Source organism: Streptomyces sp. NPDC044061, from assembly GCF_056434305.1.
Genome location: NZ_JBWKFL010000010.1, coordinates 71,390 through 92,487, shown reverse-complemented (window position 1 = coordinate 92,487; position 21,098 = coordinate 71,390). Strand labels below are relative to the sequence as shown.

Sequence of the window (21,098 nt, the reverse complement as noted above, 5' to 3'; positions counted from 1 at the left end):
TCGTTTTGGTGGAAGAGCTCCACCCCCCCCCCCCCACCTCCCCCACCTCCCCCCCCCCCCCCCCCCCCCCCCCCCTTTCCCCCCCCCCCCCCCCCCCCCCCCCCCGGACCGCGGCCACAGTCCCTGTCCACCGTCAAGGCACGAAGGTGTCCATGCTTCCCGCTGCCCCCGAGCAGGCCCCACCGTCACGTCCCGATCGCGCGTCCCGGACCGGACCGGGAGGAAGGGCGAGACGCCGCGCTCCGAGCGGGCTGTTCGAACCCGCCCAGCTCGTCCGCTCCTTCCCCGAGGCACTGCGCAAACTGCACCCCCGCACCCTGGCCAGGAACCCTGTCCTGTTCGTGGTGTCCGTCGGCGCGGTCCTCACCACCCTGTCGGCACTGCTGCACCCTGCCGTCTTCACCTGGGTCATCAGCCTGTGGCTGTGGCTGACGGTCGTCTTCGCCAACCTGGCCGAGGCGGTTGCCGAGGGGCGCGGGAAAGCGCAGGCCGAGTCGCTGCGCAGGGCCCGTGCGGACACGGTGGCACTGCGGCTGGAGCACTGGAGCTACGGCACGGACCTCGCCACCGCGCGCACCGAGCTCGTCGCCGCCACCGACCTGAAGCCGCTGGACGTTGTGCTGGTGGAGGCGGGCCAGATGATCCCGGTGGACGGCGACGTCATCGACGGCGTGGCGGCAGTCGACGAGTCCGCCGTCACCGGTGAGTCGGCGCCGGTGATCCGGGAGTCGGGCGGGGACCGCAGTGGAGTCACGGGCGGTACGACCGTGCTGTCGGACCAGATCGTCGTCCGGGTCAGCGCCCGCCCCGGGCACAGCTTCCTGGACCGGATGATCGCGCTGGTCGAGGGTGCGTCCCGACAGAAGACGCCCAACGAGATTGCGCTGAACATCCTGCTGGCCTCCCTCACGATCATCTTCATCCTGGTCGTGGTCGCCCTTCAACCCATGGGCGAGTACGCCGGCGCCGCCCAGTCCACGACCGTGTTGGTCGCCCTCCTGGTTACGCTCATCCCGACCACGATCGGCGCCCTGCTCTCCGCGATCGGCATCGCCGGCATGGACCGCCTGGTACAGCGCAACGTCCTCGCCATGTCCGGCCGGGCGGTGGAGGCGGCGGGCGACGTGAACACCCTGCTGCTGGACAAGACCGGCACCATCACCCTCGGCAACCGCGAGGCCGCCACGTTCGCCCCCTTACCCGGCATCGACGAACGGCAGCTCGCGGACGCCGCCCAGCTCTCTTCGCTGGCCGACGAGACGCCGGAGGGCCGCTCCGTGGTCATCCTCGCCAAAGATCGGTACGACCTGCGGGCGCCCGCTGAGGGCGAGTTGGCCAACGCCCGTTGGGTCGCCTTCAGCGCACAGACCCGGATGAGCGGCGTCGACCTGCGCTGGGCCAACGGAGCCGTGTGCGCCATCCGCAAGGGCGCCGCCCAGCAGGTGATCGAGTGGGTACAGATGTACGGCGGCCAGGTCCCGCCCGAAGCGCGGATGTACGCCGACGCCGTGGCCGCCTCCGGCGGAACACCGCTGCTGGTCGCCGTGCACGACTGGGACGGACCGCGCGTCCTCGGCCTGATCCACCTCAAGGACGTCGTCAAGGACGGCATCCGCGAGCGCTTCGCCGAACTGCGCCGCATGGGCATCCGCACGGTCATGGTGACCGGCGACAACCCGCTCACCGCCTGCGCAATCGCCCAAGAGGCCGGTGTGGACGACTACTTGGCCGAGGCGACCCCGGAGGACAAGCTCGCGCTGATCAGAAGCGAGCAGGCGGGCGGCAAGCTGGTCGCGATGACCGGCGACGGCACCAACGACGCGCCGGCTCTCGCCCAGGCGGACGTCGGCGTAGCCATGAACACCGGTACGTCGGCCGCCAAGGAGGCCGGCAACATGGTCGACCTCGACTCCAACCCCACCAAGCTCATCGAGATCGTCGAGATCGGCAAGCAACTCCTCATCACCCGAGTGACCCAAGTCACCCCCAGGCAAGGGTTACCTCTTGATCCTGATGAGCCGCCGATACTCACACGGCCGGTCTTAACGGAAGCTTGACGCGCTCGGTGAGATCACTCATGGGCCCACGCGCCACTCCCTGCTTACGCTGGTGCGGCCGTCCGTGTGATGGCCGGAAACCCCCACGCTGAGCCACACATCAGGAGAGCACGTCGATGGCCACCACCACCGAACAACCGCCGCCGAACCGACTGCGGACGTGGATGCTGGAGGGGCTGTCCGACATGGGCAAACACGGCGGCCACACCGGGCCCCACGCCGAGCCCGAGCCCCCGCACAAGGGCCAGCGCTGGTGGCGCGTGATGTGCCTGACCGGCGTCGACTACTTCTCCACCCTCGGCTACCAGCCGGGCATCGCGGCTCTGGCGGCCGGACTGCTGTCGCCGATCGCGACCATCGTGCTGGTCATAGTCACCCTGGCCGGCGCCCTGCCGGTCTACCGCCGGGTGGCGGAGGAGAGCCCGCGCGGTGAGGGCTCCATCGCCATGCTGGAGCGGCTGCTCTCCTTCTGGCAGGGCAAGTTGTTCGTCCTCACCCTGCTGGGCTTCGCGGCCACCGACTTCCTGATCACCATCACACTCTCTGCCGCCGACGCCTCCACCCACCTGGTGGAGAACCCGCACCTGACCAACACGCTCCACGGTCACCAGATGGTGATCACGCTGTTCCTGGTGGCGCTGCTGGGCGCGGTGTTCCTCAAGGGCTTCCTGGAGGCCATCGGCGTCGCCGTCGCCCTGGTCGGCATCTACCTCGCGCTGAACGTCGTGGTGGTGGTCGTGGGCATATGGCACGTCATGACCGCGGGTCACGTGGTGACCGACTGGACGAGTGCTCTGACCGCGGAACACGGCAACGTCTTCGTCATGATCGGCGTGGCCCTGCTCGTCTTCCCGAAGCTCGCCCTCGGTCTGTCCGGCTTCGAGACCGGCGTCGCCGTCATGCCGCACGTCCAGGGCGATGACAGCGACACCGAGGAGCACCCCAAGGGCCGTATTCGCGACACGAAGAAGCTCCTGACCGCCGCCGCCGTCATCATGAGCGCCTTCCTGATCACGACCAGTTTCATCACCACGGTCCTGATCCCGGAGCAGGAGTTCAAGGCGGGCGGCCAGGCCAACGGACGCGCGCTCGCGTACCTCGCGCACCAGTACCTCGGTGGCGCCTTCGGCACGGTCTACGACATCTCGACCATCGCCATCCTGTGGTTCGCGGGTGCCTCGGCGATGGCCGGTCTGCTCAATCTGATGCCGCGCTATCTCCCCCGCTACGGCATGGCCCCGCACTGGGCGCGGGCCGTCCGCCCGATGGTCATCGTCTTCACCCTCGTCGCGTTCCTGGTCACCTGGATCTTCGACGCCGACGTGGATGCGCAGGGCGGCGCCTACGCCACCGGTGTGCTGGTGCTGATCAGCTCGGCCGCGATCGCGGTTACCATCGCCGCACGCAAGGCTGGGCAGCGGAAGTGGACGATCGCCTTCGCGGTCATCTCCGCGGTGTTCCTCTACACGACCGTCGTGAACGTCATCGAGCGCCCGGACGGTGTGAAGATCGGCGCCTGCTTCATCGTCGGCATCATCCTGGTCTCGCTGGCGTCCCGGCTGGCCCGCGCCTTCGAACTGCGCGTCACTCATGTCGAACTGGACGACATGGCGGAACGCTTCATCCGCGACATGTCCCACCGCCGCATCCGGTTCATCGCCAACGAGCCCGGCCGGCGGGACAAGGCCGAGTACCGCGACAAGATCGAGCAGATCCGGGCCGACAACGACCTGCCCGAGCAGGAGGACTTCGTCTTCGTCGAGGTCACGGTCACCGACCCTTCCGAGTTCGAGGCCGGGCTCACGGTGCGCGGCGAGGTCCTGCACAACCGGTACCGCGTCCTGACCCTGGAGTCCGCCTCCATCCCCAACGCCCTGGCCGCGCTCCTCCTGCACGCCCGGGACGTCACCGGCGGCACCCCGCACATCTACTTCGAGTGGACCGAGGGCAGCCCCTTCGCCAACTTCCTGCGCTTCTTCCTCTTCGGCCAGGGCGAGGTCGCCCCGGTCACCCGCGAGGTGCTGCGCGAGGCGGAACCGAACCGGGAGCGCCGCCCCCGCGTGCACACCGGCTGACGGCCGACTCCGCCGACCGCGTCAGGATCCCGTCAAGATTCGCCCGTACGGCGCTAGGACCCCGTAAGCAGCGCTCGCCGGGCACCTTACGGCCGCCTAGCGTCAGCGACATGCGACGGAGCGGACCAGCGGGCCGGGCCGGCGACCGCCACTGGCGGGGCAGCGCCCGGCTCGCGGTGAGCTGCGCCCTGGCATTCTGCGCCATGGCCCTGCTCGTGGACTGGGACGCGGGAAGCCTGACGCCCCCGCGCGCCCTGCTCTGGGCCGTCCTGTCGGCCGTGGTGTTCGCCGTCCTGCTGCCGGCCCGGGTGAGCGCGGGCCCCGGATGGCTCGCGGTGCGCACGGCTTGGCGCCGGCACCTGGTCCACACGAACGCACTGACTGTCGTACGGCAGTACGACGGCGTCTCCTCCCATCTGGTCCTACGGGACGTCCACGGCCACCGCGTGGAGCTGGATCCCCGCGTCCTCGCGGCCAACCCCCTGCTCTGGCACGAGCTCGACACGGGCGTCCGCCGCTCCCTGGAGCACGGAACTCTGCGGCACGGCGCGGATGTCCTGGACCGACTGGGCCACCGCATCGACGACGAGACGGTGCGGGCGGTACTCCGGGCGTCGGGACTCTCCTGACCGGAGAACTCCGGGGATGTCGACAACGGTGAAGTCGCGCTCTCGACCGTCCGTTTGAGGCGACACCCGCGTCAATCGCGGCCAGGGGGTCTCGACTACAGAAAGGACCCTCGTCGCGGGTCACTCCCCCACCCGCGCCCGGACCGGATCACCAGCGCGGGCACAGCCCTTCCAACGCACTCGAAAGGCCGTGCCGGATCTCTCCGACACGGCCTCCGACCTGCTGTGAAGCTGGTCGGGACGACAGGAGTTGAACCTGCGACCCCTTGACCCCCAGGAGTGTGGGGCACCTAGATTATCTACACATATCAGAAGAATTCCGCGCGCTTTGCGTGTCCTGATACCTCTGCCGTTAGGCATCGCGCAGGCCGTGTGGTCCCCAACCGGTCCCCACGACCAAGATGGGGACGAGGACGCCAGCCACCCTCTCTGGCTCCCGGGGGCCGGCGAAAGTCCGGGTTCTCCGCCCGGCTGAACTCGAGAAGCGATGACGCCGCCCTGGCCAGCTGTGCCATCTCATGACATTGGTTCCTCGCCGTCAGGCTTGGCGGGCGTAGGACGTGAGGCGATCGGCGAGCGTGATGACGCGGTCGCGCAGTTCGTCGGGGCGCTCGATGACGAACGGCCGGTCGAGTGAGGCGAGTACCGGAGGCAACCAGTCGAGCCGCTCCGCCCGCAGCTCGACGCGCATCCAGCGCTCGGTCGTCCGGTCCTCGCCTGCCACGGGCGCGCACTCCTCCAGGCTCGCGACGCCGACGGGGAGGCGGGCGCGGATCTGCTCGACCGTCCCGTGGATCCGCAAGGTCACCTCATGCCGGTACTCGGCCGTGGCGAACGCTGACAGCACGCGCTGTGCCGGACGGGGCCCCGCGGGCGCTTCGAATGAGCCGGGCAGGGTCCTCGCGTCTGCGATGCGATCGAGCCGGAAGGTTCGGTCCTCGCCGATCTGGGCGTCCTTGCCCGTCACGTACCACCGGCCCGCATGGGCGACGATCCCGTACGCGTGCAGCGTGCGTTCGCTGCGCCGTCCGTCGCGGTCGGTGTAGCGGATCGAGACCGGTCGGCGGTGGCGCACCGCGTCGGCGATCGTGAGCAGGACCCCGGCGTCCGGGGTGTCGAACCCGCCGGGCAGATCCGTGAAGGCGAGTGCTTCCAGGAGTGTGTCGAGCCGACGGGCGATGCGCTTGGGCAGCACCCGCCGGATCTTCGCCGATGCCGTCTCGCTTGCCGTGTGCTCTGTCGTCGTCAACCCTGCGCGGCGGCCGGCGACCAGGCCGAGCAGCACGGCCAGCGCCTCGTCGTCGCTGAGCATGAGCGGAGGCAAGCGGTACCCGGGGGCAAGCCGGTACCCGCCGTAGCGGCCGCGCACCGATTCCACGGGCACGTCGAGGTCGATCAGCTGGTCCACATACCGCCGCACGGTGCGCCCTTCGACGCCGAGCCGGTCTGCGAGTTCGGCTACCGTCCGGGTGCCGCCCGACTGCAGCAGCTCCAGGAGTGTCAGCACGCGGCCGGTGGGTCGAGGCATGTTCGCAGCCTAACGCGAATACAGGACCGATTCTGTCCGCTATTTCTCCTAGCCTGCGGCGTGCACGCTTCCAGCCCAGCCAAGGAGATTCCCATGGACTTCGTCTCGATCCGCATCATCACCGGCGACGTAGCGCGCCTCGTCGAGTTCTACGAGCGAGCCACCGGGGCGCGGGCGACGTGGGCCACCGAAGACTTCGCCGAACTCAGGACCGCGGGCGCCACCCTCGCGATCGCCGGCACCCGCACCGTCCCGCTGTTCGCCCCCGGCTCTGCCCGCCCGGCGGACAACCACAGTGTGATCACCGAGTTCCTCGTCGACGACGTGGACCGCGTTCACCAGAACCTGACCGGCTTCGTCACCGACTTCGTCAACGGGCCCACCACGATGCCCTGGGGCAACCGGTCCCTGCTGTTCCGCGACCCCGACGGCAACCTCGTCAACTTCTTCACCCCCGTCACGCCGGCGGCCATCGAAAAGTTCGCACACTGACGCCACGCACAGCCGCTCACATGAGAGCGCTGAGATTGCAGGGCCGCCGATGAACGCAGCCACCGAGTCGCGGCCGCGGCCCCACCAACACCGAGGCCGGGCAGGGAAGCCAGCAGCCTTCCCCGAAGGCCGGAGTGGCAACGCACTCCACATGATGAGCCATCGGAATCACTGCAGGGTCGGCCCCGTCCGGAGAAACCGTCATGGGATGGCCGAGGAGTGATGGACCATGCGCTCCGTATGCCCTGCGGTGGGCAACACTCCTGCGCCGCTGCGAGCAGCCTGGCTACCGCCATGACAAGCATGCGACGGCTGCGGAGGGTGCGGGCGTATGCAGGAGCCTCGTCGTCCTGGACCAACTTGAGCACCACGCCCCCAGCGCCCTGGTCGACGAGCATGTTGCCGAACTCCAGCGCCTTGCCCGCCTGATCTGCTCCTGCGACCGCTGGTGGTTCCCACTCCTGCAGCAATGGGAGCAGGTCGGCCAAGGGTTCACGGACATCGAGAAGCGACAGCAGGCCATGCTCGTACTGTCCGACTCCCTCAAGGCTCTCAACGTCGGCAGTCTGCCCAGCAGCATCGCGCCGATGGACATACCTGGGTCCGACGAGACACCTCGAAGGGCGTATCCATGAAGCTCGCCCTGTGGCGAGTACTGCTTGCCCCTCTCACCAGCGTCCGAGCCGTACTCATTCAACGACGCAGCACAACGCCCCTGTCCTCTGACGCTGCCTGGCGGCGAGCCCGCCTGGACCGTTGTCCCGACGAAATGGTCTATCGGCTCCACGGCCACCAAGCTGCCAGCACCTCCGATCAGACGTCCAGCGCCCGGGCGCCCTCTGGCCCACCCAGGAGCGACGAACCGACCGACCGGCGTCCGTGACAGGGCAGGAAGCACACAAGCACCTTTGCCCTGTCGCGGAGGGCTGTGCATGGCCCACCTTGACTGAGTCAAGGTGGGCTTTGGCCGTGTTCAAGCGGACTGGTCCCCAGCAGGTCCCCGAGAATGATCAAAAGGCCACTTCAGATCTCTCTGAAATGGCCTCTGACCTGTGACCTGTGACTCCGCAAAGTCGGGACGACAGGATTTGAACCTGCGACCCCTTGACCCCCAGTCAAGTGCGCTACCAAGCTGCGCCACGTCCCGTTGCGGGCTCACGCGGGGTTTCCCGCGTGATCACGCAGGTCAACCCTACCGCATGCGCGCGGGTGTCCGTGTCGCCCCGGCCGGCGCCGGGCGCACCGTACGGCTGGTGCGGCGGACCGGGACGAGGAGGGCGGCGCCGGCCGCGGCCAGGCAGAGGACTGCGAGCAGGGCCCAGCCGTGGGTGTAGCCGGAGGCGTAGGGAAGGCCGGAGGGCTGGAGTCGGCCGGTGACCAGGACGCTGGTGACGGCGGCGCCGATGGAGCCGCCGATGGTGCGGATGTTGGCGTTCATGCCGGTGGCCGCGCCCGTCTGCTCGGGCGGGACGCTGCCCACGATCAGGTTCGCCATCGAGGCGAAGGCGAGTCCGATACCGAGGCCGAACAGGCCGGCGACCACTCCGATCTGCCACTGCGCGTCGTGCCAGAGGGTCAGGAAGCCGCAGGCCAGCGCACCGAGAGCGGCGCCCGTGGTGAGCAACGCCTTGGCGCCGACTCGGGGTTCGAGCCGTCCGGACAGGACGCCCGAGAGGAACATCGCGACGAGCATCGGCAGCATGAGCAGTCCGGACTCGGTGACGCTCGCGCCGAAGCCGTAGCCGGCCGCGGACGGCGTCTGGACGAAGCCCGGCAGGAAGGACCAGATGGCGTACATGCCGGCGCCGAACAGCAGGGCGGCCGCGTTGGTCGTCCACACCGAGGGCAGGCGCATCACGCGCAGGTCGATGAGGGGCGAGCGGGAGCGCGCCTCGGTGGTCAGCCACAGCGCGAACAGCAGGACGGCGGCGGCGAACAGGCCGAGCACCTTGGCCGAGCCCCAGCCCCATCGGCCGGCCTGGCTCAGCGGCAGCAGCAGGGCCACCAGCCATGCCGACAGCAGGACCGCTCCGAGCCAACTGACCTGCCCCTCGGCACGCTTGGGCGACTCGGGGACGTAGCGCAGGGCGATCAGCACGGTCGCGGCGACGACGGCCACCGGGATCCAGAACAGCCAGCGGTAGTCGAGGGCGGAGACGATGGGCCCGGCGGCCACGATGCCGACACCGCCGCCCGCGGCGATCACCGCGGACAGGTTGCTGATGCTGCCGCTGACCTCGGACGGGGCGAACTCGTCCCGGATGATCCCGAAGGAGAGCGGGAAGAGGGCGCCGCCCACGCCCTGCACGACCCGGGCGACGATCAGCACGCCGATGGACGGGGCGAGCGCGGCGACGACACAGCCGGCGAGGACGGTGACCAGGACCGCGACCAGGGTGCGTTTCTTGCCGACGAGGTCGCCGACGCGGCCGAGGATGGGGGTGAAGACCGAGGCGGACAGCAGGTAGGCGGTCATCACCCAGGTCGCGGTGGACTGCGAGGTGTGCAGCGCGTGCTGGACGGTGGGCAGGGCCGGCGCGATCAGCGACTGCAGCATGGCGAACACGCCGGCGCCGGTCGCGAGGACCGCGAAGGTGAGACGGGTGGACTTGCGGGGCATGAAAGGGCCTCTCCGATGTCGGAACGCGGAGGGTTGGATGTCTTGGGAACGGGCGGTGCGCGACGCGCGGGCCCGTGCTCACGGGTGCGGGCGGCAGGGCCCGGACGCGTCCGTCCAGGGCGAAGCCGGCCTCACACTGCTAAAGTGGAGGTACCCCTCCACTGTAACGGAGGTACCCCTCCGGTTCAAGTGATCGGAGGAGCGCCTCCGGTTCAACCGATTCCCTTCCGGGAGGCAGCTGTGACGGCCACGCCGTTCCCCGTCAGCGAGATCGTCGCGACCCGCCGGCCGCACCGCAAGGACGCGGCCCGCAACTACGACGCCCTGCTCGCGGCCGCCCGCGAGGCCTTCGCCGAGCACGGCGCGGAGGCCTCCCTCGAGGACATCGCCCGCCGCGCGGGCGTCGGCATCGGCACCCTGTACCGGAACTTCCCCACCCGCCGCGACCTCTTCGAGACCGTCTACGCGGACGAGGTGAACGCCCTGTGCCGGGCAGCCGTCGAACTCGCCGGCCGGGAGCCCTGGGCGGCCCTGACGGCCTGGCTGGACCGGTTCGCCGGATACATGGTCACCAAGCGCGCGGTCCGCGAGGCCCTGAACGACGAGTCGGACATCTTCATGGCCTGCCGCGAGTCCATGTACGCGGCCGGCGGCCCGCTGCTGGAGCGTGCCCAGAAGGCGGGCGTGGCCCGCGCGGACATGGACTTCGGCGACCTGCTGCGGATGGTCGCCGGCATCACGGCGACGGCCTTCGAGGACGACACCCAGCGCGACCGGGTCCTGGCGATCGCGCTGGACGGGGTGCGCACGGGCCGCTGAGGTCAGCCGGTGAGCGGGTGCTCCGGGGCGAGCGCGGCCGCGATCCGCTGGGCGATCGTCTGGGCCGTGTTGCCCTCGGGCGCCTTCTGCCCGACCGTCGTGGACACGGCGACGGCCAGCCGCTTCTCAGGCAGATAGGCCTGTACGGCGGCGAAGCCGGCGAACGACGGGTTCTGCAGGATCCAGCCGCGCTGGACGACGACGCCCACTCCGAAGTGGATGTCGTCGGTCTGCTTCAGGCACACGGTGGCCGGGCAGGTCGAGGTCGGCACCCCGAGGCCGACCGTGCCCGGATTCAACTGCACCCGGAAGGCGCGGCGGGAGAGCAGCCGGCCCGAGCCGATGCCTTCGGCGGAGCGCGCCAGATCGCAGACGTCGGTGGTGAGCACGGCGCCCGGCGCGGTGGTCCAGGACGGGTCCCAGTAGGTGGCGTCCTCGTAGGGGCCGCGCTCGGCGTCGTACGCGTGCAGGACCGGCGCCGGGATCTCGGGCGTGTAGCCGTTCCCGGTCTGGCCTAGCCCCAGGGGATCCATCACGCGCTGCCGCAGCAGCCGGTCCAGCGGGGTGCCGGTGATCTTCTCCAGGGCACGGCCCAGCAGCACGAAGTTGGCGTGCGAATAGCTCCAGTTGGTGCCGGGGTCGTACCAGAGGGGGTGGCCGAGGGAGATGCCGACCAGCTCGTCCGGCGTCCAGTGCTGGAACGGGTCCGCGTAGAGCCGCTTCACGAAGTCCGGGTCGGTGACGTAGTCGTGCAGGCCGGACGTCGAGTCGCCGAGCATCCGCAGCGTGATCCTGTCGCCGTGCGGCAGGTCGGGCAGCCAGCGGGAGACGGGGTCGTCGAGGCCCACCCGGTGCTCGTCGACGAGTTGGAGCAGCACGGTCCCCATGAAGGCGATGGCCACCGAGCCCGAGCGGAAGTGCATCGCCGGGGTGGCCGGCACACCGTTCATCGAGATGCCGTCCGCGACGGTGGCCACGTTCCGCCCGTCCACCGTGACCCGGACCACGGCGGCCTTCAGGTCGAGGTCCCGGCGCGCGTCGCGCACGATGTCGCGGACCTGCCGGGCCTGGCCGGCGGGTGCGCCCTCGGCACTCACGCAGCCGTTCGCCTGGGGTGGGGCGGCCGAAGCCGTCGTCGCCTGCAGGGACGTGGCGAGCAGAGCGGCGACGCACAGGCACGCCGTGCGGGCCGGCATGACTCCAGAGTGCCCCTTTCCCGACCGGCCCGCAGCGCGGCCGGCACACCCCGCGGTTCCCCTACTTGATGAGGGCGTTGGCCACCACCACGACCACGCCGAGCAGCGCGTCCCCCGCTCCGACGAGGACGGCGGCCGGCCAACTGCGCGCGGCCCCGCGGGCCGTGACCAGGCCGAGGACGAAGAGGATGGCGATGTTCAGCCCGAACGCCGGGTACTCGACGCCGGTCGGCGGCCACCAGCCCCAGCCGGCGCCCGCGAGCAGCAGGACCGTCGGCAGGACGGCCGTGACCAGCGGCCACTCGTGGACGAGGGTGCGCGGGGCGTCCCAGCGGCGGTGCGGGGCGCGCTCGGCGATGTAGTGGGCGTATCCGTGGGCGAGGGCCGAGGCGAACGCGGTGACCAGCAGCCACAGGGCGTCGTAGCGGCGACTTGCGGCGGAGGTGTGGCCGTACCGGGTGAGCGCCGCGACCATGGAGCTGGCCAGGACGGCGCCGTAGACCCCGCCGAACAGCACGGCCTCGCGCGTGTCCTGCTGCCGCTGCGGCTCACCGGCGGCCGCCGTGGAGTCGGCCATGCACCCCACGATCGCCCGCGCCCCGCGCCGTCGCCATTCGGCACCGCCCGACGTTGTGTCCTCCCACCAGGCCGGATGCCGCACACACTGTCCACGGCGACGCGGCGCGGACGCTCGCTAGGGTCGCCCCATGACGCACAGCTTCGCGCTCCACATCCCCGACGCCGACCTCGAACCCGAGCCCCTCGACCCGGAGCAGATCGTCTCCGGGAACCCGGAGGTGACCGGCAAGGTGGTCTGGGAGTCGGCGGACGGCCGGCAGCTCCGCGGGATCTGGCAGATCACCCCGGGCGTGGTCACCGACACCGAGGCCGACGAGCTGTTCGTGGTGATCAGCGGCTCGGCGACGATCGAGGTCGAGGACGGTGACGTGCTGCAGGTGGGGCCCGGTGACATGGCGGTGCTGCGCGCGGGCGACCGTACGACGTGGACCGTGCACGAGACCCTGCGCAAGGCGTACGCGATCAACCTGTGAGGCCGGGCGGCGGCGCCGTCGTACCCCGGATCTCCAGGGCCGGCGCGGCCAGGTGCAGGCGCCCCTCGCCGCCGGGGCGCTCGAAGCGGTCCAGCAGGCAGCGGGCGGCACGTCGGCCGACCTCGTGGGGTGCGGTGTCGACGGTGGTCAGCCAGACGTGCCGCAGCCGGGAGATGCTGGTGTTGTCGTACCCGGCCACCGACAGGTCGCGCGGCACCCGCAGGCCCAGTTCGCCGGCCGCCGAGAGCGCGCCGACCGAGGCCATGTCGTTGACGGCGAACACCGCCGTGGGCCGGTCGGGGCGGCTGAGCAGCCGTACCGTTCCCCGGTAGCCGCCCTCCTCGGTCAGGTCGCCGGGTTCGACCAGCGGCTCGGCGCCGTGCGCCCGCATCGCCGCCTCGAAACCGCGCCGCCGCAGCTCACCGACGGCCCCGTGGCCCGCGAGATGGGCGATCCGGCGGTGGCCGAGCCCGAGCAGGTGCTCGGTGGCCAGCCGGGCACCCCGCTCGTCGTCCCCGGCGACGACGTCCACGCCCGGCGGCCGCGGCTCCCGGGCGCCCGCCACGACCACCGGCATCCGCCGTGCCGGCGCGGCGAGTCCGCCCGCGTCCGGGACCGTGCCGACCACCACCAGGCCGTCGACGCCCAGGTCCAGGAAGGGCTCGGCGAGGTCGTGGCCCATGCGCCGGTTCAGCCGGGCGTCCGCGAGCAGCATGCGCAGGCCGGCCGCGTGCAGCAGGGAGTTGAGGCCGTCGAGGAGGTCGACGAACCAGGGGTTGCGCAGGTCGTCGAGGAGGACGCCGACGGTCCTGGTGCGCTGTTCGCTCAGGCTCCGCGCGGCCGCGTTCGGCCGGTAGCCCAGGTCCCGTACGGCCCGCAGGACGGCGTCCCGCTTCTCGGGGCGCACCTGCCCGGAGTCCCGCAGCACCAGCGAGACCAGCGACTTCGACACTCCGGCCCGTTCGGCCACGTCTCGGATCGTCGGCGGTCTCATGGCATGGACCGTTCCATGCGGTGGTCCGGGCTGTCAAAGGGGACGGCAAGGGCACTACCCCCTGCTTGACAGCCACTTCATGTCCGGACATGGTGACCCCGACAGGAAGTGGACCGGTCCAAAGAGGGGCTGTCATGGTGGATGCGCTCGGTGTCGCCGTCGTCGGGTTCGGCTGGATGGGGCGGGTGCACACCCAGGCCTACGCCCGGGTCCGGCACCACTTTCCGCTGCTGCCGCTGCGGCCCGAGCTGGTGACGGTCGCCGAGGAGGTGCCGGCCCGGGCCGAGGAGGCCGCCGAGCGGTTCGGGTTCGCCTCCGCCACCCGGGACTGGCGCGAGGTCGCCGCCGATCCGCGGGTGCGGGCCGTCAGCGTCACGGCGCCCAACTTCCTGCACCGGGAGATCGGCGTGGCCATGGCCGAGGCGGGCAAGCACCTCTGGATCGAGAAGCCGGTGGGCCTGACCGGCGAGGACGCCCGCGCGGTGGCAGACGCGGTCGCCAAGTCCGGCGTGCAGGGCACGGTCGGCTTCAACTACCGCAACGCGCCCGCCGTGGAGGCCGCCCGCGACCTGATCGCCGCCGGGGAGATCGGCACGGTCACGCATGCCCGCATCCGCCTGTTCAGCGACTACGCGGCCCACCCGGAGGGCGCCCTGACCTGGCGGTACGAGCGTGAGCGCGGAGGGAGCGGGGTGCTCGGGGATCTGGCCTCGCACGGTGCCGACCTGGCCCGCTTCCTGCTCGGGGACATTGCCTCGCTCACCGCCGACACCGCGATCTTCGTCCCGGAGCGGGCCCGCCCGACGGGCGCGACCGCCGGTCACGCGCTCGCCTCCGGCGGCGAACCGGGTCCGGTCGAGAACGAGGACTACGTCAACTGCCTGCTGCGCTTCGCCTCCGGCGCACGCGGTGTCCTGGAGGCCTGCCGGGTCTCGGTCGGCGAGCAGAACAACTACGGCTTCGAGGTGCACGGCACCAAGGGCGCGGTGTTCTGGGACTTCCGCCGGATGAACGAGCTGGCGCTCGGCCGCGGTACGACGTACCAGGACCAGCCGGTGAGCACGGTGTACGTCGGCCCGGGCGACGGCGAGTTCGCCGCTTTCCAGCCGGGCGCGGCCAACGCGATGGGCTACGACGACCTGAAGGTGATCGAGGCGTACCGCTTCCTGCGCTCGATCGCCGAGGGCAGGCCGTACGGCGCCACCCTCGCGGACGCGGTGCGCAGCGCCGCCGTGCTCGACGCCATGGCGACCTCCGCCGAGAGCGGGACGTGGGTCAACCTGCCGGTGTCGTAGGCATGTTGTACGGGGTGACCACCTGGATCGCGGACGGCAGGACCGGTCCGGCGGGCGGCAGGGCCCCGTGGAAGCGCATCACCTCGTGGCAGGCCTCGCGCAGGTCGTGCCGGAGGTCGTGGTGGAGGACGGCGGACAGGCGGTGCTCGCGCAGCAGCCGGATGTTGTCGCGGTCGAGGTCGTGGGCGACGAACACCGCGCACTCGCGGCCGAGGTCGGCGAAGGCGCGCAGGGTGGCGTCGTTGCCGCCGCCGATGGAGTACACGGCCCGGATCCCGGGGTCGCGTTCGAGGGCGGCGCGGACGAGGTCGTACTGGGTGGCGTCCAGGCCCTGTCCCTCGGCGATCTCGACCAGGGCGCGCTCGGGGTGCCGGGCCCGCATGACGCCGCGGAAGCCCATCTCGCGCTCCTCCTCGTTGCGGAAGAAGCCGCTGCTGAGGCTGGTGAGGACGTTGCCGGGACGGTCTCCGAGCCACTGGCCCGTCAGATGGGCCGCGGTTGCCCCCGCGGCCCGGTTGTCGATGCCGACGTAGGCGAGGCGGCCACTGGCGGGCAGGTCGGTGACCAGCGTGACGACGGGGATGCCGGCCGCGGTGAGCCGGCCCACGGCGGCGGTGACCTCGGGGACGTCCGGCGCCTTGAGGATGACGCCCTGGGAGCCCCGCCGGGCTATCCGGTCCAGCGTCCGGATCTGTTCCGCCACCGGACCGGTCTCGCGGAAGTGGAACCGGGAGCGGACCACGGCCGGGTGCAGCGAGGGCAGTTCGGCCTCCAGGGCGGCCCGGACGGCCGTGGTGAACCGCTCGGGCGCCTGCACCACGATGTCGACCATGAAGGTACGGCCGACCAGCCGGACCTGGGTGCGCTGCCGGTCCAGATCGGCGATGGCCCGGTGCACCTCCTGCGCGGTGCTCTCCCGCACCCCTCCCCTGCCGTTCAGCACGCGGTCCACGGTGGCCTCGCTGAGGCCCGCCTGACGTGCGATTTCCCGGAGGGGGAACGGGTGGCCCATGATCCGGCTCCTTGAGGGGTTTTTGATGGCTGCCTGCTGGTTGTTCGAGGGGTTTGTACTGACAAGAATGACAGGGCTGCGTCGCTCCCGTGGCCGAACGTGCGACGTTCCCGTGACCGAAAGAAGGACGCCGATGTCCCTCACCACCGCCGCAGGCCGGGCCTGGCTGTCCGAGCGGGACTGCGACCTCGATGCCTTCCGCGCGCTGGTCGCAAGGACCACGGAGCTCGCGGAGTACCCCCACGCCACGTCGGTCGCGGACGGCGTGCTCGGCTACGACGCCGAGCGGCTGCGGTCGGCCGCCGACCGGGAGGCCCTGGCGGCCGAGCTGGTGCGTGCCCTCGCCGACGGCCCCGGCATCGTGGTCGTCCGGGGCGCCTTCCCGGACCCGTCCGTGGTCGACCGGGTGACGGCCGTGTTCGAGGCGCTGATCGCCGAGCAGCGGGCCTCCGGGGCCACCGCCGGGGACCACTTCGCGAAGCCCGGCGCCAACGACCGCGTGTGGAACGCACTGGAGAAGACGGCCCTGTACGACCCGGAGGCGTTCGCCGACTACTACGCCAACGACGTCCTGGCCCTGGTCTCGACGGCCTGGCTGGGCCCCGGCTACCAGGTGACCTCCCAGGTCAACGTGGTCAACCCGGGCGGCGCGGGACAGACCGCGCACCGCGACTACCACCTCGGCTTCCTCGGCAACGCGGTGGCGGCCGCCTATCCGGCTCATGTGCACCGCCTCTCCCCCGTGCTCACGCTCCAGGGCGCGGTCGCCCACGGCGACATGCCGGTGGAGTCCGGTCCGACGCTCTACCTGCCCTACTCCCAGCTCTACGAGCCCGGCTATCTGGCCTGGCGGCTGCCGGAGTTCCAGGCCCACTTCGAGGCGCACCACGTCCAGCTTCCGCTGGCCAAGGGCGACGCGGCGTTCTTCAACCCGGCGCTCTTCCACGCCGCCGGCACGAACCGCACGGCGGACGTGCGGCGCACGGCCAACCTGCTGCAGATCTCCTCCGCCTTCGGGCGGGCGATGGAGACCGTCGACCGGGAGGCGGTGACGAACGCGGTCTTCCCGGTGCTGCGGGAGCGCAAGGCGCGGGGTGTCGCGCCGGAGTGGCTGGAGAACGTCATCGCGGCGAGCGCCGAGGGCTATCCCTTCCCGACCAATCTCGACAGCGATCCGCCGGTCGACGGCCTGGCCCCGCCCTCGCAGGCGGACCTGGTACGGCGGGCGGTGCGCGAGGAGTGGGAGCCGGTGCGGCTGCGCGCGGAACTGCGGGCCGGCGCCGGGCGGCGCGAGAGCTGAAGGGAGCCATCGGGACATGGGACTTCTCGACGACAAGGTCGTCCTGGTCAACGGCGGCAGCCAGGGGGTGGGTGCCGCGATCGCGCGGGCCGCCGTACGCGAGGGGGCCGTCGTGGCCGTCACCGGGCGGCGCACCGAGCCCGGGGAGGCGCTGGTGACCGAGCTGGCGGCGGACGGCGGCAAGGCGATGTTCGTGCGTGCCGACCTGGCGGACGCCGACCAGGCGAAGGCGGCCGTGGCCGAGGTGGTCGACGCGTACGGCCGGATCGACTGCCTGGTGAACTCGGCGGGGCTGACCTCGCGGGGGACGCTGCTGGACACGACGCCGGAGCTGTTCGACGCGCACATCGCGGTCAACCTCAAGGGGCCGTTCTTCGCGATGCAGGCGGCGGTCACCGACATGGTGGCCCGCAATGCGCCCGGCACGATCGTCAACATCATCACCTCGTCGGCGCACGGCGGGCAGCCGTTCCTCGCACCGTACGTCGCCGCGAAGGCCGGCCTGGTCGGCCTGACCCGCAACGCGGCGCACGCCCACCGCTGGGACCGGATCCGGATCAACGGCCTGAACATCGGCTGGACCGCGACCGAGGGCGAGGACGCCACCCAGCGCGCCTTCCACGGCGCCGGCGACGACTGGCGGGAGCAGGCCGCCGCCCGGCTGCCGATGGGCAGGCTCGGTCAGCCGGACGAGATCGCCGACTTCGTGGTCCTGCTGCTGTCCGACCGCTCCGGCGTGGTCACCGGCTCGGTGATCGACTGGGACCAGAACGTACTCGGCGGCCTCGACTAGCTCTCCCCTCGGCACCATCGCACCCTAGGAGCTGCAACCCCATGCGTATCGGAATCCTCGGCCTCGGCCGCATCGGCGCCTTCCACGCCGAGACCCTCTCCGGGCTCGACGCAGTCCAGTCCCTTGTGGTCACCGACCCGTTCGCGGACGCGGCCAAGGCCGCGGCCGAGCGGTTCGGGGCCGAGGTCGCCGACTCGCCCGAGGCGCTGCTGGCCGCCGGCGTGGACGGCATCGTCGTGGCGGCGGCGACCGACGCCCACCCCGCGCTGATCCTGGCCGGCGTGAAGGCGGGCGTCCCCGTCTTCTGCGAGAAGCCGGTCGCCCGCACCATGGCGGAGGGCGTCCGGGTGCTCAGGGCCGTCGAGGGCAGCGACGTACCGATCCAGATCGGTTACAACCGCCGCTTCGACGCCGGCTTCGTGGCCGCCCGCGCGGCGGTGCACGGCGGTGAACTGGGCAGGCTGCACACCGTCCGGTCGACCACGTTCGACCCGGCGCCGCCGCCGGCCGCGTACATCGCCGCCTCCGGCGGCATCTTCCGGGACTGCTCCGTGCACGACTTCGACATCATCCGCTGGGTGACCGGCCGCGAGGTCACCGAGGTGTACGCGGTGGGCGGCAACCGGGGCGCCGACTACATCGCGGAGGCGGGCGACGCCGACACCACCGGCGCGATCCTCACCCTGGACGACGGCACGATCGCGGTGGTCTCCAACTCCCGCCACAACGCGCGTGGTCACGACGTCCGCATGGAGCTGCACGGCTTCCAGGACTCGATCGCGGTCGGCCTGGACGACAAGCTCCCGCTCCGCTCGGTCGAGCCCGGTGCGAGCTTCCCGGCGGGCACCCCGCACGACTTCTTCATGGACCGCTTCGCGGCCGCCTATCGCGCCGAACTCACCGCGTTCACCGAGGTCGTGGCCGGCACCCGCCCCTCCCCGTGCACCGTCGAGGACGCTCTGGAGGCGGGCTGGATCGCGGAGGCGTGCACCCTGTCCCTGCACGAGCACCGTCCGGTGACCGTCGCGGAGGTGCGGGACGCCTGACGGCGGGCTCGCGGGACCGGGCTTCCGAGAGGGGGCCCGGTACCCGCGCGGGCGCGCCGCTTCGCTCCGTCCGGCTCAGAGGCAGTAGCGGACCAGCCATTCGTCCGCGCTGTAGCGGTCGCGTGCCGGGTCGGGCAGGGTGGCCGGACTGGTCTCCACCATGTCCTCCGGGCGTATCCGCTCGGGCAGCCGGCTGAAGCGGCCGGGGCGCGAGACGGCCGCCTCGGCGGCCTCCTGAGGCGTTTCCCGGGGTTCCGTGCGGTGTGTCATGCGGTCGTCCTCCCGTCCTCGCGGGCGTTCCCCCGTCGTCGGTCAGAACGCCCGCACGCCCCCGTTGGTTCCCGGGCCGCGCCGGACCGAACCCTCAGGCCCCGCACGACCGCAGGAACCTGCGGGTCCGCCGCGCGATCGGCAGCGGCTCGTCCGGTTCGCACGGGTACATGTCCTGCTCGACGATCGCGAACAGCTCGACACCGAGCCGCTGCGCGGCCTCCAGCACCGGTCCCAGCTCCGGCACTCCGGACGGCGGTTCGCACATCACGCCGCGCCGCACCGCGGCCCCGAAGGGGACCTCGTTCGCGACGACCTCGGCGAGGATCCCGGGGTCGACCTGCTTGAGGTGCAGGTAGCCGATCCGCTCGCCGTAGGTCTCGATCAGCTTGACGCTGTCGCCGCCGCAGTAGGCGTAGTGGCCGGTGTCGAGGCAGAGGTTGACCAGCTCGGAGTCGGTGGAGTCGAGGAAGCGCTCGACGTGGTCCTCGGTGTCGATGTGCGTGTCGGCGTGCGGGTGGACGACGAGTTCCAGGCCGTACGTCTCCCTGACCTCGTGCCCGAGCCGTTCCATGCCCTTGGTGAGGTGCGCCCACTGCTCGGCCGTCAGCTCGGGCGGTTCCAGGATCGCGGCCGTCTTGTCGTCCCGCCAGAAGGAGGGGATGACGACGAGGTGCCGCGCGCCCACGGCCCGGGTGAGCGCGGCCACCTGGCTGACGTGGGCCCAGGTCTCGTCCCACACGGACGGCCCGCGGTGCATGCCGGTGAAGACCGTACCGGCCGACACCCTCAGCTTCCGTCGCCCCAGCTCGTCGCCCAGGCGGGCCGGGTCGGTGGGGAGGTAGCCGTACGGGCCGAGTTCGATCCAGTCGTAGCCGGCCCCGGCCACCTCGTCGAGGAAGCGTTCCCAGGGGACCTGCCGGGGGTCGTCGGGGAACCAGACGCCCCAGGAGTCGGGGGTCGAGCCGACCCGGATACGGTCCAGTGCGGAGGGGTGCGCCATGTCAGGCGGTCCCTTCGGGGGCGTTCGCCACGGGCGCGGTGAGGTCCTCCTCCTCCGGGAGTTCCTCGACGTCGACGCCCCGCACCTGCGCCAGCTCGTGCTTGAGCGCGGCGAGTTCGGCACCGCCGGCCATGTGGTTGGTCAGCTCCTCGAGAGTGATCTCGCTGCGCTCGGCGCTGAGTTCCAGGGTGCCGAGGCGCAGGACGCTGAAGTGGTCGCCGACCATGTAGGCGTGGTGCGGGTTGTGGGTGATGAAGATGACGCCGAGGCCGCGCTCGCGAGCGGCGGCGATGTACTTCAGGACCACACCGGACTGCTTGACGCCGAGGGCGGCGGTCGGCTCGTCCAGGATCAGCACGCGGGCGCCGAAGTAGACGGCGCGGGCGATGGCCACGCACTGGCGCTGGCCGCCGGAGAGCGTGCCGATGGGCTGCTCCAGGTCGTCCAGGACGATGCCCATGTTGCGCAGTTCCTGGTCGGCGGTCTCCTTCATCCGGGCGATGTCGAGCCGGCGGACGGGCCAGGGGCCCTTGGTCATCTCGGAGCCGAGGAAGAAGTTCCGCCACACCGGCATCAGCGGGACGGTGGCGAGGTCCTGGTAGACGGTGGCGATGCCGCGGTCGAGGGCCTCGCGCGGGGTGCTGAAGCGCACCGGCCGGCCGTCGACGAGGAAGTCGCCCTCGGTGTGCTGGTGCAGCCCGGAGATGATCTTGATGAGCGTGGACTTGCCGGCGCCGTTGTCGCCGAGGACGCAGGTCACCTGGTGGGGATGCACTTGGAGGTCGACACCGTGCAGGGCGCGGATGTTGCCGTAGGACTTGCCCGCCCTGCGCAGTTCGACGATCGGGTCGTTCTGCGCGGGCGCGGTGTCCTCGAGGACGGCGCCGTGGGTTCCGGTTCCGTTGTCTGTCATCGGT

At 71.3% G+C, this 21,098-nt stretch carries 20 protein-coding genes and 1 tRNA gene; 11 read left to right on the top strand and 10 right to left on the bottom strand.

The features are described from left to right. The first annotated feature begins 152 nt into the window (after positions 1-152). The 3 genes from kdpB (at position 153) to AC07CM_RS18035 (ending at position 4,761) form a co-directional block, all read left to right on the top strand. Positions 153-2,057: a potassium-transporting ATPase subunit KdpB gene (kdpB, locus tag AC07CM_RS18045; RefSeq protein ID WP_478877368.1), complete on the top strand. Its 1,905-nt coding sequence runs from the start codon at positions 153-155 to the stop codon at positions 2,055-2,057. Between the two features lie 116 nt (positions 2,058-2,173). After that, on the top strand, positions 2,174-4,132 hold the full coding sequence (locus AC07CM_RS18040) for an APC family permease (RefSeq protein WP_478877367.1): 1,959 nt from the start codon (positions 2,174-2,176) through the stop codon (positions 4,130-4,132). 110 nt (positions 4,133-4,242) lie between these two features. Further along, complete coding sequence (locus tag AC07CM_RS18035) at positions 4,243-4,761, top strand: hypothetical protein (protein WP_478877366.1); 519 nt, start codon at positions 4,243-4,245, stop codon at positions 4,759-4,761. Positions 4,762-5,299: 538 nt separating this feature from the next. On the opposite strand, the gene AC07CM_RS18030 is transcribed toward AC07CM_RS18035, so the two are convergent. Next, positions 5,300-6,289 (bottom strand): helix-turn-helix transcriptional regulator, encoded by a 990-nt coding sequence (locus AC07CM_RS18030; RefSeq protein WP_478877365.1) that lies wholly within the window; start codon positions 6,287-6,289, stop codon positions 5,300-5,302. A gap of 93 nt (positions 6,290-6,382) precedes the next feature. On the opposite strand from AC07CM_RS18030, the gene AC07CM_RS18025 reads away from it, so the two are divergent. Together AC07CM_RS18025 and AC07CM_RS18020 are read left to right on the top strand one after the other, a co-directional pair. Then, positions 6,383-6,781: a VOC family protein gene (locus AC07CM_RS18025; RefSeq protein ID WP_478877364.1), complete on the top strand. Its 399-nt coding sequence runs from the start codon at positions 6,383-6,385 to the stop codon at positions 6,779-6,781. 203 nt (positions 6,782-6,984) lie between these two features. Next, complete coding sequence (locus AC07CM_RS18020; RefSeq protein ID WP_478877363.1) at positions 6,985-7,416, top strand: hypothetical protein; 432 nt, start codon at positions 6,985-6,987, stop codon at positions 7,414-7,416. A gap of 438 nt (positions 7,417-7,854) precedes the next feature. Here the strand turns inward: AC07CM_RS18020 and AC07CM_RS18015 are convergent. Then, a tRNA-Pro gene (locus tag AC07CM_RS18015) sits at positions 7,855-7,928 on the bottom strand. A 45-nt stretch (positions 7,929-7,973) separates the two neighbouring features. Beyond that, the gene (locus AC07CM_RS18010) at positions 7,974-9,401 is read right to left on the bottom strand and encodes an MFS transporter (RefSeq protein WP_478877362.1); all 1,428 of its coding nucleotides are present in this window, start codon (positions 9,399-9,401) and stop codon (positions 7,974-7,976) included. 240 nt (positions 9,402-9,641) lie between these two features. On the opposite strand from AC07CM_RS18010, the gene AC07CM_RS18005 reads away from it, so the two are divergent. Beyond that, a complete protein-coding gene (locus tag AC07CM_RS18005; protein ID WP_478877361.1) occupies positions 9,642-10,220 on the top strand; it encodes a TetR/AcrR family transcriptional regulator in 579 nt (192 codons plus the stop codon). A 2-nt stretch (positions 10,221-10,222) separates the two neighbouring features. On the opposite strand, the gene AC07CM_RS18000 is transcribed toward AC07CM_RS18005, so the two are convergent. Together AC07CM_RS18000 and AC07CM_RS17995 are read right to left on the bottom strand one after the other, a co-directional pair. Next, entirely contained in the window at positions 10,223-11,416 is a 1,194-nt protein-coding gene (locus AC07CM_RS18000; protein WP_478877360.1) for a serine hydrolase domain-containing protein, read from the bottom strand. 61 nt (positions 11,417-11,477) lie between these two features. Next, positions 11,478-11,993, bottom strand: coding sequence for a hypothetical protein (locus AC07CM_RS17995; RefSeq protein WP_478877359.1), 516 nt, complete (start codon positions 11,991-11,993; stop codon positions 11,478-11,480). A gap of 130 nt (positions 11,994-12,123) precedes the next feature. Here AC07CM_RS17995 and AC07CM_RS17990 point away from each other — a divergent pair, with 130 nt between their 5' ends. After that, the gene (locus AC07CM_RS17990) at positions 12,124-12,468 is read left to right on the top strand and encodes a cupin domain-containing protein (RefSeq protein WP_478877358.1); all 345 of its coding nucleotides are present in this window, start codon (positions 12,124-12,126) and stop codon (positions 12,466-12,468) included. On the opposite strand, the gene AC07CM_RS17985 is transcribed toward AC07CM_RS17990, so the two are convergent. Next, entirely contained in the window at positions 12,458-13,462 is a 1,005-nt protein-coding gene (locus AC07CM_RS17985) for a LacI family DNA-binding transcriptional regulator (protein WP_478877357.1), read from the bottom strand. The two genes, AC07CM_RS17990 and AC07CM_RS17985, sit on opposite strands and share 11 nt — an antisense overlap. Before the next feature lie 134 nt (positions 13,463-13,596). On the opposite strand from AC07CM_RS17985, the gene AC07CM_RS17980 reads away from it, so the two are divergent. Next, on the top strand, positions 13,597-14,757 hold the full coding sequence (locus AC07CM_RS17980) for a Gfo/Idh/MocA family protein (RefSeq protein ID WP_478877356.1): 1,161 nt from the start codon (positions 13,597-13,599) through the stop codon (positions 14,755-14,757). On the opposite strand, the gene AC07CM_RS17975 is transcribed toward AC07CM_RS17980, so the two are convergent. Next, complete coding sequence (locus AC07CM_RS17975) at positions 14,738-15,769, bottom strand: LacI family DNA-binding transcriptional regulator (protein ID WP_478877355.1); 1,032 nt, start codon at positions 15,767-15,769, stop codon at positions 14,738-14,740. The two genes, AC07CM_RS17980 and AC07CM_RS17975, sit on opposite strands and share 20 nt — an antisense overlap. Positions 15,770-15,902: 133 nt before the next feature. On the opposite strand from AC07CM_RS17975, the gene AC07CM_RS17970 reads away from it, so the two are divergent. The 3 genes from AC07CM_RS17970 to AC07CM_RS17960 are packed head-to-tail and all read left to right on the top strand — an operon-like array spanning position 15,903 to position 18,908. Continuing rightward, a complete protein-coding gene (locus AC07CM_RS17970) occupies positions 15,903-17,069 on the top strand; it encodes a phytanoyl-CoA dioxygenase family protein (protein ID WP_478877354.1) in 1,167 nt (388 codons plus the stop codon). A gap of 16 nt (positions 17,070-17,085) precedes the next feature. Continuing rightward, complete coding sequence (locus AC07CM_RS17965; protein WP_478877353.1) at positions 17,086-17,862, top strand: SDR family oxidoreductase; 777 nt, start codon at positions 17,086-17,088, stop codon at positions 17,860-17,862. 41 nt (positions 17,863-17,903) lie between these two features. Beyond that, the gene (locus AC07CM_RS17960; protein WP_478877352.1) at positions 17,904-18,908 is read left to right on the top strand and encodes a Gfo/Idh/MocA family protein; all 1,005 of its coding nucleotides are present in this window, start codon (positions 17,904-17,906) and stop codon (positions 18,906-18,908) included. Positions 18,909-18,983: 75 nt separating this feature from the next. Here the strand turns inward: AC07CM_RS17960 and AC07CM_RS17955 are convergent, their stop codons facing one another. From AC07CM_RS17955 to AC07CM_RS17945, 3 genes are all read right to left on the bottom strand, one after another. Further along, positions 18,984-19,178, bottom strand: coding sequence for a hypothetical protein (locus tag AC07CM_RS17955; RefSeq protein WP_478877351.1), 195 nt, complete (start codon positions 19,176-19,178; stop codon positions 18,984-18,986). A 94-nt stretch (positions 19,179-19,272) separates the two neighbouring features. Then, positions 19,273-20,181: a sugar phosphate isomerase/epimerase family protein gene (locus AC07CM_RS17950; RefSeq protein WP_478877350.1), complete on the bottom strand. Its 909-nt coding sequence runs from the start codon at positions 20,179-20,181 to the stop codon at positions 19,273-19,275. A gap of 1 nt (position 20,182) precedes the next feature. Next, on the bottom strand, positions 20,183-21,094 hold the full coding sequence (locus AC07CM_RS17945; protein WP_478877349.1) for an ATP-binding cassette domain-containing protein: 912 nt from the start codon (positions 21,092-21,094) through the stop codon (positions 20,183-20,185). Positions 21,095-21,098 lie beyond the last annotated feature (4 nt).

What these genes read in the sequence shown, in the direction of transcription:
- AC07CM_RS18030 (WP_478877365.1), bottom strand. Translation starts at nt 6,289, where the DNA reads ATGCCTCGACCCACCGGCCGCGTGCTGACACTCCTGGAGCTGCTGCAG.
- AC07CM_RS17965 (WP_478877353.1), top strand. Translation starts at nt 17,086, where the DNA reads ATGGGACTTCTCGACGACAAGGTCGTCCTGGTCAACGGCGGCAGCCAG.
- AC07CM_RS17990 (WP_478877358.1), top strand. Translation starts at nt 12,124, where the DNA reads ATGACGCACAGCTTCGCGCTCCACATCCCCGACGCCGACCTCGAACCC.
- AC07CM_RS17995 (WP_478877359.1), bottom strand. Translation starts at nt 11,993, where the DNA reads ATGGCCGACTCCACGGCGGCCGCCGGTGAGCCGCAGCGGCAGCAGGAC.
- AC07CM_RS17950 (WP_478877350.1), bottom strand. Translation starts at nt 20,181, where the DNA reads ATGGCGCACCCCTCCGCACTGGACCGTATCCGGGTCGGCTCGACCCCC.
- AC07CM_RS17975 (WP_478877355.1), bottom strand. Translation starts at nt 15,769, where the DNA reads ATGGGCCACCCGTTCCCCCTCCGGGAAATCGCACGTCAGGCGGGCCTC.
- AC07CM_RS18020 (WP_478877363.1), top strand. Translation starts at nt 6,985, where the DNA reads ATGGGATGGCCGAGGAGTGATGGACCATGCGCTCCGTATGCCCTGCGG.
- AC07CM_RS17980 (WP_478877356.1), top strand. Translation starts at nt 13,597, where the DNA reads ATGGTGGATGCGCTCGGTGTCGCCGTCGTCGGGTTCGGCTGGATGGGG.
- AC07CM_RS17960 (WP_478877352.1), top strand. Translation starts at nt 17,904, where the DNA reads ATGCGTATCGGAATCCTCGGCCTCGGCCGCATCGGCGCCTTCCACGCC.
- AC07CM_RS18035 (WP_478877366.1), top strand. Translation starts at nt 4,243, where the DNA reads ATGCGACGGAGCGGACCAGCGGGCCGGGCCGGCGACCGCCACTGGCGG.
- AC07CM_RS18000 (WP_478877360.1), bottom strand. Translation starts at nt 11,416, where the DNA reads ATGCCGGCCCGCACGGCGTGCCTGTGCGTCGCCGCTCTGCTCGCCACG.
- AC07CM_RS18010 (WP_478877362.1), bottom strand. Translation starts at nt 9,401, where the DNA reads ATGCCCCGCAAGTCCACCCGTCTCACCTTCGCGGTCCTCGCGACCGGC.
- AC07CM_RS17985 (WP_478877357.1), bottom strand. Translation starts at nt 13,462, where the DNA reads ATGAGACCGCCGACGATCCGAGACGTGGCCGAACGGGCCGGAGTGTCG.
- AC07CM_RS18025 (WP_478877364.1), top strand. Translation starts at nt 6,383, where the DNA reads ATGGACTTCGTCTCGATCCGCATCATCACCGGCGACGTAGCGCGCCTC.
- AC07CM_RS18040 (WP_478877367.1), top strand. Translation starts at nt 2,174, where the DNA reads ATGGCCACCACCACCGAACAACCGCCGCCGAACCGACTGCGGACGTGG.
- kdpB (WP_478877368.1), top strand. Translation starts at nt 153, where the DNA reads ATGCTTCCCGCTGCCCCCGAGCAGGCCCCACCGTCACGTCCCGATCGC.
- AC07CM_RS17955 (WP_478877351.1), bottom strand. Translation starts at nt 19,178, where the DNA reads ATGACACACCGCACGGAACCCCGGGAAACGCCTCAGGAGGCCGCCGAG.
- AC07CM_RS17945 (WP_478877349.1), bottom strand. Translation starts at nt 21,094, where the DNA reads ATGACAGACAACGGAACCGGAACCCACGGCGCCGTCCTCGAGGACACC.
- AC07CM_RS17970 (WP_478877354.1), top strand. Translation starts at nt 15,903, where the DNA reads ATGTCCCTCACCACCGCCGCAGGCCGGGCCTGGCTGTCCGAGCGGGAC.